The organism is Pannonibacter phragmitetus DSM 14782 (assembly GCF_000382365.1).
Lineage (GTDB): Bacteria > Pseudomonadota > Alphaproteobacteria > Rhizobiales > Stappiaceae > Pannonibacter > Pannonibacter phragmitetus.
In genome coordinates, this window is the sequence record NZ_KB908218.1 from 258,115 (window position 1) to 273,721 (window position 15,607).

The 15,607-nt window shown below is 63.5% G+C and carries 13 protein-coding genes; 8 read left to right on the forward strand and 5 right to left on the reverse strand.

The window, feature by feature from the left end; genetic code table 11:
* Nucleotides 1–88 precede the first annotated feature (88 nt).
* The 4 genes from purH to htpX all read right to left on the reverse strand — a co-directional run bounded on the left by purH (nt 89) and on the right by htpX (nt 6,374).
* On the reverse strand, nt 89–1,705 hold the full coding sequence (gene purH, locus H163_RS0109675; RefSeq protein ID WP_019964376.1) for a bifunctional phosphoribosylaminoimidazolecarboxamide formyltransferase/IMP cyclohydrolase: 1,617 nt from the start codon (nt 1,703–1,705) through the stop codon (nt 89–91).
* A 108-nt stretch (nt 1,706–1,813) separates the two neighbouring features.
* Nucleotides 1,814–3,562: a heparinase II/III family protein gene (locus H163_RS0109680; protein ID WP_019964377.1), complete on the reverse strand. Its 1,749-nt coding sequence runs from the start codon at nt 3,560–3,562 to the stop codon at nt 1,814–1,816.
* Between the two features lie 127 nt (nt 3,563–3,689).
* The gene (rsmB, locus tag H163_RS0109685) at nt 3,690–5,135 is read right to left on the reverse strand and encodes a 16S rRNA (cytosine(967)-C(5))-methyltransferase RsmB (RefSeq protein WP_115336507.1); all 1,446 of its coding nucleotides are present in this window, start codon (nt 5,133–5,135) and stop codon (nt 3,690–3,692) included.
* Between the two features lie 195 nt (nt 5,136–5,330).
* The gene (gene htpX, locus H163_RS0109690; protein WP_019964379.1) at nt 5,331–6,374 is read right to left on the reverse strand and encodes a zinc metalloprotease HtpX; all 1,044 of its coding nucleotides are present in this window, start codon (nt 6,372–6,374) and stop codon (nt 5,331–5,333) included.
* Between the two features lie 248 nt (nt 6,375–6,622).
* Between htpX and H163_RS22585 the strand changes: the two genes are divergently transcribed.
* The 7 genes from H163_RS22585 to H163_RS0109725 all read left to right on the forward strand — a co-directional run bounded on the left by H163_RS22585 (nt 6,623) and on the right by H163_RS0109725 (nt 13,968).
* The gene (locus tag H163_RS22585; RefSeq protein WP_050474149.1) at nt 6,623–6,874 is read left to right on the forward strand and encodes a DUF1674 domain-containing protein; all 252 of its coding nucleotides are present in this window, start codon (nt 6,623–6,625) and stop codon (nt 6,872–6,874) included.
* A 122-nt stretch (nt 6,875–6,996) separates the two neighbouring features.
* Entirely contained in the window at nt 6,997–8,220 is a 1,224-nt protein-coding gene (locus tag H163_RS0109700; RefSeq protein WP_019964381.1) for an aminotransferase class I/II-fold pyridoxal phosphate-dependent enzyme, read from the forward strand.
* A complete protein-coding gene (locus H163_RS0109705; RefSeq protein WP_026355677.1) occupies nt 8,217–11,099 on the forward strand; it encodes a DNA translocase FtsK in 2,883 nt (960 codons plus the stop codon). The genes H163_RS0109700 and H163_RS0109705 overlap by 4 nt, the downstream gene beginning before the upstream one ends.
* A 115-nt stretch (nt 11,100–11,214) precedes the next feature.
* Complete coding sequence (locus H163_RS0109710; protein ID WP_019964383.1) at nt 11,215–11,868, forward strand: outer-membrane lipoprotein carrier protein LolA; 654 nt, start codon at nt 11,215–11,217, stop codon at nt 11,866–11,868.
* Between the two features lie 45 nt (nt 11,869–11,913).
* Nucleotides 11,914–12,981, forward strand: a complete 1,068-nt coding sequence (locus tag H163_RS0109715; protein WP_019964384.1) for a hypothetical protein — start codon at nt 11,914–11,916, stop codon at nt 12,979–12,981.
* Nucleotides 12,978–13,298: a DnaJ family domain-containing protein gene (locus H163_RS0109720; RefSeq protein WP_019964385.1), complete on the forward strand. Its 321-nt coding sequence runs from the start codon at nt 12,978–12,980 to the stop codon at nt 13,296–13,298. Before H163_RS0109715 ends, H163_RS0109720 begins: the two co-directional genes overlap by 4 nt.
* Before the next feature lie 16 nt (nt 13,299–13,314).
* Nucleotides 13,315–13,968, forward strand: a complete 654-nt coding sequence (locus tag H163_RS0109725; protein WP_019964386.1) for a DNA-3-methyladenine glycosylase family protein — start codon at nt 13,315–13,317, stop codon at nt 13,966–13,968.
* 11 nt (nt 13,969–13,979) lie between these two features.
* Here H163_RS0109725 and H163_RS24370 read toward each other — a convergent pair whose 3' ends face one another.
* The gene (locus H163_RS24370) at nt 13,980–14,663 is read right to left on the reverse strand and encodes a hypothetical protein (RefSeq protein ID WP_147290464.1); all 684 of its coding nucleotides are present in this window, start codon (nt 14,661–14,663) and stop codon (nt 13,980–13,982) included.
* A gap of 173 nt (nt 14,664–14,836) precedes the next feature.
* On the opposite strand from H163_RS24370, the gene H163_RS0109730 reads away from it, so the two are divergent.
* Complete coding sequence (locus H163_RS0109730) at nt 14,837–15,607, forward strand: energy-coupling factor ABC transporter ATP-binding protein (protein WP_019964387.1); 771 nt, start codon at nt 14,837–14,839, stop codon at nt 15,605–15,607.

Genomic DNA, 15,607 nt, shown 5'->3' on the forward strand with positions numbered 1-15,607 from the left:
AAGCTTCCAGAAGCAGGTTTGGCGCCTCTGGAAGCTAAAAATTTTTTCAATTACTAGACACTGTAATAACTTACAGTGTCACTTACTCTCAGTGACGGAAGTGACGCATGCCGGTCAACACCATTGCAAGACCTGCCTCATCGGCAGCTGCGATCACTTCGTCATCGCGCATGGAGCCACCCGGCTGGATGACGGCAGTTGCTCCAGCTTCCGCAGCGGAGAGCAGGCCGTCAGCGAAGGGGAAGAAGGCATCGGAGGCGACCACGCAGCCCTTGGTGAGCGGCGTGGACAGTCCGGCAGCTTCGGTCGCATCCAGTGCCTTGCGGGCGGCAATGCGGGCGCTGTCGATGCGGCTCATCTGGCCTGCGCCCACGCCAACCGTGGCACCATCCTTTGCGTAGACGATGGCGTTGGACTTGACGTGCTTGGCGACGCGGAAGGCGAACTTGAGGTCGGCCAGTTCCTGCGCGGTCGGCGCACGCTTCGTCACGACCTTGAGGTCGAGATCATCGATGACGCCGTTGTCGCGGGACTGGACCAGCAGGCCGCCGGCGACGGACTTGATGGCCAGACCGGCCGCGCGCGGGTCGGCAAGGCCGCCGGTGACCAGCAGGCGCAGGTTCTTCTTCTTCGCCACGATTGCGATGGCTTCGTCCGTGGCGGCCGGGGCGATGATCACCTCGGTGAAGATCTTGACGATCTCTTCGGCCGCTTCCGCATCCAGCGTGTCATTGAGGGCGACGATACCGCCGAAGGCCGAGACCGGATCACAGCGCAGCGCCAGCTCGTAGGCGGCCTTCAGGCTGGCGCCCTCCGCAACGCCGCAAGGGTTGGCATGCTTGATGATGGCAACGGCCTTGGTGCGCTTGGGGTCAAACTCGCTGACCAGTTCGAAGGCGGCATCCGTGTCGTTGATGTTGTTGTAGGACAGGGTCTTGCCCTGCAGCTGGCGGGCGGTGGCCACGCCGGAGCGGCGCTCGCCGGTGGTGTAGAAACCGGCCGACTGATGCGGGTTCTCGCCGTAGCGCATGATTTCGGCCAGCTTGCCGCCCATGGCGCGGTAATCGGGGGCCTCGTTGCCGGTCTGCGAAGCCAGCCAGTTCGACACGGCTGCATCATAGGCAGCGGTGCGGGCAAAGGCCTTCTGCGCCAGCTTCTTGCGCAGATCGATGGGCGACTGGCCGTTGTTCTCATCCAGTGCGGACAGAACGGCAGCATAGTCTGCCGGGTCCACCACGACGGTCACATAGGCGTGGTTCTTGGCGGCAGCGCGGGTCATGGCCGGGCCGCCGATGTCGATGTTCTCGACACCTGTTGCATAGTCCGCGCCGGAGGCAACCGTGTCCTCGAAGGGATAGAGGTTGACGCAGAGCAGATCGATGCCGCCGATGCCATGGGCCTCCATGGCCGTCTTGTGTTCGGCGTCGTCGCGGATGGCGAGCAGGCCGCCATGCACCATTGGATGCAGGGTCTTGACCCGGCCGTCCATGATTTCCGGGAAGCCGGTCACTTCGGAAATATCCTTCACCGGCAGGCCGGCGTCCGCCAGCGTCTTGCGGGTGCCGCCGGTGGAAATCAGCTCCACGCCGCGCTCGGACAGCCCGCGGGCGAAGTCGAGAAGCCCTGTCTTGTCGGAAACGGAAAGAAGGGCGCGCTTGACGGAAACGAGCGGGGGAACGGGAACCCCCTTGGACACCACGGCCATGGCCTTGCCTCGCAGATCTGAGGATGGAAAGTGGCCGTGGCCCTAGCACGAACAGGGCCGAAACGGAAGCTCAAGAAGGCCAGCGCGGCGAATCAGGGGCCTGACCGCTTACAGCGGCAGTTCCGGCTCCTGAGCCGCGCTGCGTTCACGCCGCGCATTCCGGGCTGTGGCGGTGCGGCGGAACTGCCATGCGGCCTGGCTGGACTGGCTGATGCGGCCATAAAGCACCAGCTGCTGGGTCCGGCGGTGGCCATAGACATCCGATAGATAAACGGATTCTTCCAGTGCCAGTTCTGCACCGGATGCATTGAACTCCCAGGCTTCGCCATCGGGCGCCATCAGCAGTGCGGCGGTGCCTGCCCGCAGCAGGCTCGGCTTGATGAGCGGGTGCAGATGGAAGCGGATGGTGAAATGGTCGTGATGGGTCAGGGCACCCAGCGTCGAGAACAGATCGATGCCGTCCAGCACGGATCCGTCGCTCGACAGGCGGATGTCGCGCTCATGCAGCACGTTGTAGCGGTGGGCATAACCGTCATGGGAGGCGGTGACGCGGGTGCCCATGACGTCTTCCTCGCGGTTGACGGGCACGCTGGTCGGGCCGGTGAGGATCGGTGCGCCAAGCCAGCCGGTAAAGGGTTTCTCCGTCAGGAAGCGGCAGGAGGAGCTGTCTTCCATGCCGGCCGTCGAATGGGCCGCCGTGGAACGGGCCACCTGCCGCCAGCCTTCGCTGGCCCAGCCGGAAACGCCGCAATTGACCACCAGCCGGTGGCGGCCGGAGGACATCTCGAGGGACAGGCAGCCGGCGTGGGCGGATTCGCTCAGCAGCGGCGGTGGTGGCGTGCCGGTGTCCATCAGCACCACCGTGTCACCACCCATCAGCCGCTGATAGCCGGAGAAAGGCGCGTTGCCGGGAGGTGCGCCGCGTGCATCATCATAGGCAAGGATCGTCGCCACCAGATCGGTGGGGGTGGAGCCCATGCCGTTGAAATGGGCGAAGGCACCGTCCATGTGACGGAAGAAGCGCACCATCGGCATCATCCGGTCGATGGCCTGCATCATGCCGGCGGGCGTTTCCAGCCCTTGCGTGACGAAGGCCTGCCGGATGGGCAGAAGATCGGTGAGAATTTCGAGGATCGCGCCGGGATTGCGGGATACATGGCCGCCATCGGGCATGATCTGGCGCTGCAGCTCATGCTCCAGACGCCGGAGGCTCTGGCGCACGTAGCGGCCCTGACCGGCCATGGAGATGCTGGCGGCCGCCACAGCAAGCGCCGCCTGAAGGCGCGGCACGCCATCGGGTGTTTCGTTGATGGTGCGGCGCAGATAGCGCACCTGACGGCCGAGCGAGCGCAGGAAACGGCGGTAGAATTCGGCATCGCCGTCTTCCAGCACCAGCGGCGACTGGGCAAGCCAGGACAGGACGCGCCGTGCCACGACCGGCTGTTCCCAGGCGATGGGAGCCCAGCGGCCGCACAGGCGGATCCAGTCATCGACAAGGGCACGGGCATTCTGGCGGGCGACGAGGCTTTCGGCGGCGCGCAGATCCCGCAGCCAGCCGAAACTGTGCAGCTCGCGCTGCCAGGCCGGATCTTCCCCCTTCAGTTCGAAGGGAGAGCGTCCGCCAGCCTCCACCACCTTGCCGGAAAAAAGGAAGCGTCCGCCATAGATATCGATGGCATTGGTCTGGTCGGCGGTGCGCAGATCCTGGGGGGCGATGAGCAAACGGGAGGGCGTTCCCGCAAATGGCTGCCAGCGGAACAGGGGTCCGCCATGCAGCCAGCGCAGGCCATTTTGCCAGAGATGATGGAGCAGCAGGCGCCCGATGCGCCCCTGCTCACCCATCGCCCGGATCGTCATGGCAGTGTCTCACTGCCCTTGTGCTGGCGCCGGAATGAAATTGACTTGCCCTTTCACCATAAGAGGTAACAAACTGTTAGGGTTAGCTTTCAGTTGTCCATTGCGGGTCAGAGTGGTTACAGGGCAGTTAAAGCCGCCGTAGACGGGCGGCAAAAAATCCGTCGAGGCCGCCTTCCGGCTCCGTGCCGCCGCCCAGATGGCAGGGCAGGGTGCGCAGATAGCCCTCCGGCGTGATGCATTCGGCAAGGCCGCCGATTTCTTCCGGCCGCACCGGCTCCAGAACGATACCCGGCACCCCGGCGAGTAGCGCGGCAATCTGGTCCTCGCCTTCCTCCCGCTCCATCGAACAGGTGCAATAGACCAGAACGCCGCCCGGCTTCAGCCATGTGACGGTCTTGCGCAGCAGCTCGGCCTGAATGGCGGCCAGTGTCGTCACATCTGCAGGCCGCTTGGTCCAGGCCACGTCCGGATGGCGGCGCATGGTGCCGGTGGCGCTGCAGGGCGCATCAAGGAGGATGGCGTCGAAAGGCTCGTCCGGCTCGTAGCTGCGCAGATCTGCCGCGACAACGCGGGCCGAAAGGCCCAGCCGCTCCAGATTGGCATGCACGCGCTTCAGCCGCTTTTCGGAAATGTCCACCGCCGTCACATCGGCGCCCTGCGTGGCCAGCTGAGCCGTCTTGCCGCCGGGGGCAGCGCACAGGTCTGCGGTGCGTTTGCCGGTGAGGTTCCCCAGCAGGCGGGCGGGCAGGGAGGCTGCAGCATCCTGCACCCACCAGCCGCCTTCGTTGAAGCCATCGAACCCGTCCACCGCGCCTTTGCGTGACAGGCGGACCGATCCGGCTGCCACCACACGGCCGCCGAGGCGTTCGGCCCAGCCTTCGGCATCGCTCTTGACGGTGAGATCCAGTGCAGGTTCTTCCAGATGGGCGCGCAGGATCGCTTCAAAGGTTTCCGTGCCATAGGTCTCGCGCCAGCGGGTGGCGAGCCAGAGCGGCAGGCCTGCCGGACCCGAACCGGTTATGGCGGACAGCGTGTCCTTCTCCCGCGCCAGACGGCGCAGCACACCGTTGACGAGGCCCTTGTAAGGCCTTGCCCGCTTGTCTGATCCAGCAAGATCCACCGCCAGGGACACAGCGGCGTGGTCGGCCACGTCGAGGAACAGGATCTGCACGGCAGCGACGTGGAGAATGTCGGTGACGCGGCCCGTGCGCTCCGGAATGGGCCGGTCGAGCAGCTCCGCCAGAATGGCATCGAGCTGTCCCCGGCGGCGCAGGGCTGCAGCGACGATGGCCTTCACCAGCGAACGGTCCTTCGGCTCCAGCGCCCGGAAGCCGGAATGGCCCGAGGTCACGTCATATTCGGCATCCAGCGTGCGGTGCTTGTGCACCACATTGCCCAGAATGTCGGCGGCAACCTTGCGGGCGGCAAAGCCGGGGGCAGGCCGCCCGGGCGAGCCGCCGCCATGTGCCGCGCCGCCTGCCTTGCCGCCCTGTCCCTGCTTGCGGAACGGCGCATCCCTGCCGCCGGCGGGGCGGGAGGGGGATTTCGGGCGGGAGCCGGTGGGTTCGTTCAAAGCGCTGGCCTTCGTTGGGTTGGCTGTGTTGCCGGATTGAGTCAAGGCGCCGCGAACCGGTGCTCGCGGCGCCCTTGGCAAGACATGTCTGGTGGTCCTGCGGCGCGGGACAGGCTGCGGTGCCGTCCGTCGCGCCTGAGGCTGTGATCGGAAGCTTTTACCGCAGATCAGCCATCCGGCTCAACCCCGCAGGTTTCAGCCCCATGGGCCCTTGGGTTTGTCAGAGGGGCGTGCGTTTCCACTGCCGCCCCACGGGCCAGAGGGGCCGGAGTTGCTTCCTGCGCTGCGCCCGGCACCACCCCAAGGCTGGCTGCGGGCCTGCGCCGGAGACGGGCTCCAGCCGCCGCCAAAGCTGCCAGAACCGCCTGAACCTCCAGCACTGCCGCCGCGCCCGCCCATCTGCCCGTCCAGCTGGCGCAGGGCGGCGATGCGGTTGGCGGTGTTCGGATGGGTGGAGAACAGATTGTCCATCCGCTCGCCCGACAGCGGGTTGATGATGAACATGTGTGCCGTCGCCGGGCTGCGCTCCGCATCCGGATTGTGGATCTGCTCCACGCCGCCCGCGATCTTGGCCAGCGCCGAAGCCAGCCACATCGGGTGGCCGCAGATTTCGGCGCCCATGCGGTCGGCGGCATATTCACGGGTACGGGAGATGGCCATCTGCACCAGCATGGCGGCGAGCGGGGCGACGATCATTGCCACCAGCATGCCGATGAAGCCGAGCGGATTGTTGTTCTCCCGGTTGCCGCCGAAGAAGAAGGCGAAGTTGCCGAGCATAGAGATGGCACCGGCAATGGTCGCGGTGATCGTCATGATCAGCGTGTCGTGGTTCTTAATGTGGGCCAGCTCATGCGCCATCACACCCGCCACTTCTTCCATGGAGAGGCGCTCCAGCAGGCCGGTGGTCGCAGCCACGGCGGCATTCTGCGGATTGCGGCCCGTGGCAAAGGCATTCGGCTGCGGATTGTTGATGATATAGACCTTGGGCATCGGCAGCTGCGCATTCTGTGCCAGCTGGCGCACCATGCGGAACAGTTCGGGCGCGCTGCGCTCGTCAACTTCCTGCGCGTGGTGCATGGACAGCACCATCTTGTCCGCATTCCAGTAGCTGAACAGGTTCATCGCACCGGCAATCACCAGTGCGATCATCATGCCGCTCTGTCCGCCGATCAGGAAGCCAATGCCCATGAACAGGGCGGTCATGGCGGCCAGCAGCATGGCAGTGCGGAAATAGTTCATTGCCTTCGGTCCTCGTCGCGCTTAAGTGCGGGCGGTATGCCTGACGGGAGTTTTCCGCTCCCGCCAGTACCCTATATGATAGGCCAAGTCCCTATATGATGGGTATGAGCCCGAATTCCCGCAAGCCTGCCGGTCTTCAACCTGTCTTGAAGCGGCGGCCGGCGGTCCAGACGATGGAGATATCCATGCACGACGACGAGATCACCGGAGCGAATGGCCCTGAGGCCGGTGTTGCGGAGAACCGTGGCGTGGTCGTTCCCTTTCCCCAGCGTGCCGCTCCCGCAGAGCCGGAAGCCGCCGCAGAGCCAGCGCCTGCACCGCAGCGGCGATTCGAGGATCTTCCCCCCGCAGCGCAGCGGGCGCTGAAGGAAGCCGAAGCGCGCCGCGCAGAAATCGACGCCCGCCAGCAGGCGATGGCAAAAGAGCTGGACGGGCGCGGCGGGCTGGAGCCAACCCGTTATGAGGATTGGGAAATCAAAGGCATCACCGTCGATTTCTGACAGTGGACAACTGCCTGTGCGGCAGCGGGAAAAGGCTGCTGCCGCTGCTTGGTTAATGAGGGATTTACCAGAGGCGCGTTACCGTCCGGACCAATAGTGTGTTCGAGTGTCCGGAAGGTCAGATGACGTCCACGATGCCTGCCTCAACCCCGCGCGCGGCCCTGCCCGACGCCAATCCGTTCCAGCGCCTTGCCGCGCTTCTGGGTGATACGCGCCCGGGTGCGGACCCGATCGTGCTGACCATTGGCGAGCCGCAGCATGCGCTGCCGCCCTTCACGGGCGAGGTGCTGATGGAAAATCTGGCCGATTTCCGCCGCTATCCGCCCATTGAAGGCTCTCCGGCCTTCCGTGCGGCCATCGCCGCCTGGCTGGACCGGCGCTATAATCTTGGCGGCACGATCGACAAGGACAAGGGCGTTCTGCCGCTCAACGGCTCGCGCGAGGGCCTGTCCTTCGGCGCGATTTCCGCCCGCGATCAGCTGGCCAAGGACGTGGCGCGCCCGGCGGTGATCCTGCCCAACCCGTTCTACCAGACCTATGCAGCCGCAGCCCATATTGCCGGGGCCGAGGCGGTCATGCTCGACACGGGCGCGGACACCGGCTTCCTGCCGGATCTGGATGCGCTGGAGCCGGAGCTGCTGGACCGGACCATTGCCTTTTACGTGGCATCGCCCGCCAATCCGCAAGGAGCGGTGGCGAGCCTTGCCTATTGGCAGAAGCTGATAGGTCTTGCCCGCCGCCACCGGTTCTACATCTTTGCCGACGAGTGCTATTCGGAGATCTACCGCAGCACCCCGCCTCCGGGCGTTCTGGAAGCCGCCCATGCACTGGGTGAGGGCTATTCCATGGTGGTGGCGCTCAACTCCCTGTCGAAGCGGTCGAACCTTGCGGGCTTGCGCTGCGGCTTTGCGGCCGGTGATCCGGAGTTCCTGTCGCGCTGGGTGAAGTTCCGCGGCCTTGCCGCCCCGCAGGTGCCGCTGCCGGCGCAGGCGCTCGCCGTGCGCGCCTATGGCGACGAGGCGCATGTGATCGAGAACCGCCGTCTCTACAACGAGAAATACGAAATCGCCGAAAGGCTGCTGTCGCCCATTCTGGGGCCGGTAACGCCGGAAGGCGGCTTCTTCCTGTGGCTGGATGTGAGCCGCTGGGGCGGCGCGGTCAGCGTGACCGAGCGGCTGTGGAGCGAGGTTGGCGTCAAGGTGCTGCCCGGTTCCTATCTGGCTTCCACCCAGGCCGATGGCCGCAATCCGGGTGATCCTTATATCCGCGTTGGCCTGTGCGCCCCCTCTGCGCTGACGGGTGAAGCACTGGAGCGCATGGCCGGCTGGCTGGGAGGTGCGGCATGAGACGGGCAACAGCCATGCGCGGGTCCGGACGGGGCGCTGCGCATATTCTCGACACCGAAAGCCCGCTGAAGCGCTTCGTCCGCCGCAATCTGGTGGGCGCGGCCGGGCTTCTGGTCATTGCGCTGGCGGCGGCCCTTGCGGCGAGCCTTGCCACATGGTCGGTCAATGACCCGAGCTTCAATCATGCGACGGGTGAGCCGGTGCGCAATGCGCTGGGCACGCCGGGGGCGATCATCTCCGACATCCTGATGCAGTCGATCGGGCTGGCGACGGCCGTGTTCCTGGTGCCGGTGGTGCTGTGGGGCTGGCGTCTTCTTTCGGGCAAGACCATGCGCATCGGCTTCCGCCGGATCATGTTCTGGTTCGTGGGCACGCTGCTGGGCGCCGGTGCCGTTGCGGCGCTACCCGTGCCGGAAAGCTGGCCGCTGCCGACCGGTCTCGGCGGCTTTGCCGGTGATGCCATGCACTATGTCCCCTCCCTGCTGACGCAGAACCTGACGCCGGGCGCTGCCACGATCACGGGTGTGCTGGGGCTGGGCCTGCCGGCCGTATTCCTGCTGGTGGCTGCCGGTGCCTGGTTTGGCGACATGCGCGAGCGGTATCAGGATGAGGAGGACGATGTCCCGTCGCTGCCGTCCCGCACCGCCCGCCAGCAGATGCGCGGCCGCAAGGCGCAGGAACAGCTTGATTTTGACGATGAGGACGAGGACGAGCGCGAACCGCGTTTTGCCGCTCTCATGGGGGCTGCCGCGCATTGGCGCTTGCAGGCCCAGTCGGCTGTGCAGCGCATGACCGGCCTTGGCCTCTCCCGCCGCCGTGCGCGGGAGGAGGAGGAAGACGACTATGTCGAGGAGGATGCGGAGGATGAGTATGCCGCTCCGCCCACAAGCCGCTTCGGCTCGCTGCGCCGTGCGCTGAAGGACCGTTTCGTTCCCGGTGAGGAGGACGATGGCCTTGGCGATCTCTATCCCGACGCCCGCGGCACCCGCGAGGCACCGCGCCGCGTGACCTCGCGCGGGCCCGTGATGGGCCGTGCGCCGGAGATGGAAGAGGAAGAGGACTATTACGACGGCGAGGAGGAAGCTTCCGCCTATGACGAGCCGCCGTTCGACATGGACGATGACGGCTACGGCATGGAAGAGGCTGTGCCTGTTGCGCCGCGTGGCCGTGGCCGGGCGCGGGAAGAGGCGCCGCTGGACCGCCCGCCGCTGGGCCGTCCCGTTGGCATCGCCAGTCCCGATCAGGGCCGCGCCGCCCCGGGTGCCCCCGCACAGGGCGCTGCCCGTGTCGTGCCGCAGGCGCCGCGCCCGCAGCCGGGCCGCCGGGTTCAGGCCGAGGCCCAGCCTTCGCTGCTGGAAGCGCCCGATGTCTATGAGCTGCCGCCGCTGCGGCTTCTGGCCGAGCCCAAGCCGGCCGGCAAGACGCCGGGCCTGTCCGCCGATGCGCTGGAGCAGAACGCCCGCATTCTCGAAGGCGTGCTGGAAGACTTCGGTGTGCGCGGCGAGATCATCGAGGTGCGCCCCGGTCCGGTGGTGACACTTTATGAGCTGGAGCCCGCTCCCGGCATCAAGTCCTCGCGCGTCATCGGCCTTGCCGATGATATCGCCCGCTCGATGAGCGCGATTTCCGCCCGCGTTGCCGTGATCCCCGGCAAGAATGCCATCGGCATCGAGCTGCCGAACCAGAAGCGCGAGACAGTGTTCCTGCGCGAACTGCTGGCGGCGGAGGATTTCGAGAAGTCGAAGGCAAAGCTCGCCATGGCGCTGGGCAAGACGATCAATGGCGAAAGCGTGATCGCCGATCTTGCCCGCATGCCGCATCTGCTCGTTGCCGGTACCACCGGCTCGGGCAAGTCGGTGTCGATCAACACCATGATCCTGTCGCTGCTGTACCGGATGACGCCGGACCAGTGCAAGATGATCATGATCGACCCGAAAATGCTGGAACTGTCGATCTATGACGGCATCCCGCATCTTCTTACCCCGGTGGTGACCGACCCGAAGAAGGCGGTCGTGGCGCTCAAGTGGACCGTCCGCGAGATGGAAGAGCGCTACAAGAAGATGTCGAAGATGGGCGTGCGCAACATCGACGGCTACAACATGCGTGTGAAGCAGGCGCTGGAAAAGGGCGAAAGCTTCTCCCGCACCGTGCAGACGGGCTTCGACCGCGAAACCGGCCAGCCGATCTACGAGGAAGAGGATCTGCCGCTGGAGCCGATGCCCTTCATCGTGGTCATCGTCGACGAAATGGCTGATCTGATGATGGTGGCCGGCAAGGACATCGAAGGCGCGATCCAGCGCCTGGCCCAGATGGCCCGTGCCGCCGGCATCCACATCATCATGGCCACGCAGCGCCCGTCGGTGGACGTGATCACCGGTACGATCAAGGCCAACTTCCCGACGCGCATCTCCTTCCAGGTAACGTCGAAGATCGACAGCCGCACCATTCTGGGCGAGCAGGGCGCCGAGCAGCTGCTGGGCATGGGTGACATGCTCTACATGGCCGGCGGCGGCCGCATCCAGCGTGTCCACGGCCCCTTCGTCGCCGATGACGAGGTGGAGCAGATCGTTGCGCATCTGAAGCTTCAGGGCACGCCCCAGTATCTGGAAGCGGTGACCGAAGAAGAGGAAATGCAGGACAACCCCTATGACGCGGTGTCCGGTTCCGACGAGGGCAATGATCTCTACGACCGTGCCGTGGCCGTGGTGCTGCGCGACAAGAAGGTCTCGACCTCCTATGTCCAGCGCCGTCTTGGCATCGGCTATAACCGCGCAGCCTCGCTGATCGAGCGCATGGAACAAGAAGGCGTGATCAGCGCCGCCAACCATGCTGGAAAGCGCGAAATTCTGGTGAAAAACGGGGTGGACGAGGACTATTGATCCGCCCCGTCCGCCGCAACCTTGCCACAAGCGGGAACTAGAACGGCTATCAGACATTGAGGGAAGCGGCTGCAGGATTTCTGCCGGGCCGCCTCGAAGGAGCCCTGAGCATACCATGAAGCCCAACTGTTCGCATCGCTTCCTGTCCTGGACTGCGGCCATCATGCTGAGCGTGGCAGCCGCCCTGTCGCCTGCCGCCGCGCAGCAGAAGGCGCCGCTGAGCCCGCAGGACCAGGAAACGCTGAACGAGGTCAACACCTACTTCAATTCGGTGCGGACCATGCATGGCGACTTCGTGCAGTTCGGCCCCGAGGGCGGGCAGGTGGAAGGCAAGTTCTATCTGGAGCGCCCGGGCAAGATCCGCTTCTACTACAATCCGCCCGCGCAGCTCGACATCATCGCCGATGGCAAGTCCGTTTCCGTGCTGGACCGCAAGGTGCAGACGCAGGACATCTGGCCGCTGAGCGAAACCCCGCTGCGCTTCCTGCTGGCCGAGCAGATCGACCTGACCAAGGACACCAATGTGGTGGGCGTGGTGGTTGAGCCCGATCTCGTGACTGTTGTGGTCGAGGACCGTACCACCTTCAATTCCGGCAAGCTGACGCTGATCTTCGACGCCCAGACCTTCGATCTGAAGCAGTGGACCGTGACGGATGCGCAAGGCATGGACACATCGGTGGCAATCTATAATGTGACCGCGAACGGGCCTTCGAATCCGAAGCTCTTCGTCATCGACTATCTGGCAGCCGCCCGCCAGAGCCGGAACTGATCCGGCCGCGCGCAGCGGCTGCCCGCTTCAGGGCGCCGCTGCAGCATGACTTCCGATCCTTCCCGCCGTGAGCCTCTGGCACTGGTGCTTCTGCGGCGCCATGCGGCAGAGCATGGGCTGACCGTTTTTGCCGAGCCCGCCTATGGCTATGCCGGTTATGTGGAGGCTCCGGGCGGGAGGCGTGCCTTCTTCAAGGGCGCGGGCTTCGACATCAATCCCGCTGCCGCTTCTGCCATCGCCCGCGACAAGTCCTATGGCGCCTTCTTTCTGGAGGCTGCGGGCCTCAGGGTGCCGCGCGGGGTGCTGATCAGCTCGCCCCGTTTCATCCGTGACATCGAGGTGAAGAATCCGGCTGTTGCCGCAAGGCTCAACGGGGAGACGGAGGCGCTCGCCTTTGCCCGTGAGACCGGCTTTCCGCTGTTCGTGAAGCCCAATGACGATTCGGAAGGGCGCGGCATCCTGCGGGTGCAGGATGAACAGGGGCTTTCCTCCGCGCTCACGATCCTGGGCGCCTCTTACGACCGGATTCTGGTGCAGGAAGAGGTGAGGGGGCGCGACTACCGGGTGCTGGTGCTGGATGGGGAGGTGCTGGCCGTGTTCGAGCGGCGGCCCTTCTCGGTAACCGGCGATGGCGTTTCCCCGCTTCGGGCACTGATCACGCAGGCAACGCAGGGCTTTGCCGCAGGCGGCAAGGGCTCGAAGATTGCAGCGGATGATCCGCGCATTCTCGCCTTTCTCGCCACCAGCGGCCTGGATCTCACCCATGTGCCGGAAGCCGGTGCGGCCGTGGCGCTGCTGCCCAACGCGAATCTCTCTTCCGGCGGCAGTGCGGTGGATGTGACCGGCACGATCAGCTCCTATTTCGCGGAAATAGCCCGCAAGGCGGGGGAAGCCGTGGGCTTGCGGCTGTTCGGCCTTGATCTCATCTGCCCGGATATTGCGGCAGGGTCTGGCCCCTATGCCATTCTCGAGGTGAATGCGGCGCCGGGTCTCAGCCATTTTCACCGGCTGGGCCCGCAAGAGGCGCTGCGCGTGGAAGAAATCTATGCGAAGATCTTTGAGGCGCTGACCCGTAATCTGAGGTCCGGGGGCAATGCTGGAGATGCAGCATGAAACTTTCCGATCTTGCCGAGAGCCAAATTCTCAAGGCGCAGGCCGAGGGCCAGTTTGACAATCTCAAAGGGGCGGGCAAACCGCTGAATCTGACAGCCGATGGCGGCAGCGCGGAGGCCATCGGCTTTCGCATCATGGCCGAAGCCGGGGCAGTGCCGCGCGAAATCGACCTTCAGAAGGCGGTGCAGGAACAGGCTCTCGTCCTCAAGGAAACGGAGGGCGAAGACGCCCGCAAGCGCGAGATGAAAAAGCTCGCCGATCTGCAAATGCGCCTCGAGATGGAGCGGGAGGCACGCCGCCGCTTCTTCGGCGAATGAAACAGGGGCCGCAGGCATGAGCGTGATCATCGAAACGCCGGAGCATATCGCTGCGGGCCTTGCTGCCCTTGCTGCCGCTGATCCGCGCCTGCCTGCGGTCATTTCCTTTGCTGGCGAAGTGCCCCTGCGCCGCAGGCCTCCAAGCTTTGCGGCGCTGGTGCAGATCATCATCTCGCAGCAGGTGTCCGTCGCCAGCGCCAATGCCATCGGCGCAAGGCTGGCCGCCCTCGTCGATCCGCTGGAAGCACATGTTTTGCTTTCCCACACGGAAGAGGCGCTGGGCGGGGCGGGGCTGTCGCGGCCCAAGATCCGGGCCGTACGGGCGCTGGCTGATGCCGTCGCCGGTGGGCTGGATCTTCAGGCGCTTGCGAGCGTTCCGGCCGATGTGGCCCGGGAAGAGCTGTGCCAGGTCAAGGGCATCGGCCGCTGGACGGCGGATATCTACCTGCTCTTCTGCGCCGGCCATCCGGATATCTTCCCCAGCGGCGACATTGCCCTGCAGAATGCGGTGCGCGATGCCTTTGCTCTGCCGGACCGCCCCAGCCCCCGTGCGCTGGATGAGCTGGCGGAAGCCTGGGCGCCCTGGCGCGGTGTCGCCGCCCGCCTGTTCTGGGCCTGGTACAAGGCTGCCCGCGAGGGGCGCGACAGCCAGCCATCAATACTAATATAAAAATTATAAAGTCATATTTCTTTCGGACCTATGTAGATCAGGCAGCCATCATAGTTTTGTATCTTAGACTTTGACAATATTGGCGTCTCTTTTATGTAAATACCATTTTTATCAAAAATATTTTTTATTAGTTTCCCTTCATTATCTCTTTGCTTGGCGTCTTTGCAGTGAATCATTAATCCTGTTTGAGACGGATCGTCAGGACTAAATGTGCTTAGATGACGTGTTTTTATTCCAGATCTTTCTATTGATTCGCTAATTGAACTATGAATAATGGAGTTTTCGGCTGTTATGTAATATGATACTGCAATTTCATCTATTTTTTCCTTATTATTAAATAATTCTATTGATATTTGTTCAATTTGATCTTTCGATAGAAATTCTTTTACAAAGTTTGATCGTATGTCGTCTAAGGTATTTTGGTATGAATCTCTGATCATGCTCAGTTCTTGAATCGAATCATCTAATTCTTTTTTTTGATCTGTATATGTTTTGTATCCAGAAATATAAATTATGGACAATAAAAATATTACTCCAAATTTTCTTGCTATTGAAAAAATATTTGAAACTTCAACATTAATATTTAGCATTCGAAAGCTAAATTCTAATACGCTAATTGTGCCAATTATAAAAGTTGAAACAAACAAAATATAGTTTGAAAATAAAATCAAATTATAATTTATAAATGAGCTCATTTGCATCTCCGGTTTGTGCTGTTTTTGTACTGGAAACTACATGCTGACTTTTTGTTTTGGTTGTTCAATCTATTTTTCTAACGATCCACACCTTCAGTTGAAGCATCAGCCTTTGACATTGCCGCGGCGGCGGAGAATATGCAGGCCGCAACAGAGGGAACGGATCACCGCCCATGGCCTTTTGGCGCCTCAAATCCGGCAGCGGCAAGACGGAGACGGCTTGCGACCCGCGCCGGGCTGATTATGCCGTGTTTGATCAGGTGAGCCTGAAGCGCGGGGGCAAGACCGTGCTGGACGGGCTGAGCCTAACTTTGAGCGAGCGGCGGATTGCGCTGATCGGGCTGAATGGGTCTGGCAAGAGCAGCTTCGTGCGCCTGCTCAACGGCCTGCTGCTGCCGGACAGCGGCACCTTGCAGATCTACGGCGCGGACACGCGGCAGGCGCGGGCGAGCCTGCCGCGCCATGTGGGCTTTGTCTTCCAGAACCCGGATCATCAGGCGATCTTCCCGACGGTGGAGGAGGAGATTGCCTTCGGCCTGACCCAGCTGGGCCAGTCCCGGCAGGACGCCCGGCTCAATGCCCGGCGCTTTCTGGAGGCCCACGGCTGCGCTCATCTGGCGGAGAGGCCATTTCTGGACCTGTCCGAGGGGCAGAAGCAGCTTATCTGCATTCTGGCGGTGCTGGTGATGCAGCCGGGGCTGATCGTCTTTGACGAGCCCTTTTCGAGCCTCGATGGCCTCGCCACCCGTCAGATCATGTCGCTGATCCGGGGGCTGGAGCAGAAGCTGATCATGGTCAGCCACGATCTGGAGCTTATCCGCGATTTTGACCGGGTGCTGTGGCTGCAGGACGGCCAGATCCGCATGGACGGCGAGCCTGGCGCGGTGCTGCCCGCCTATGTGGATGATATCGAGCGGCGCGCCGCCGTCTCCGGCCTGTTGTGA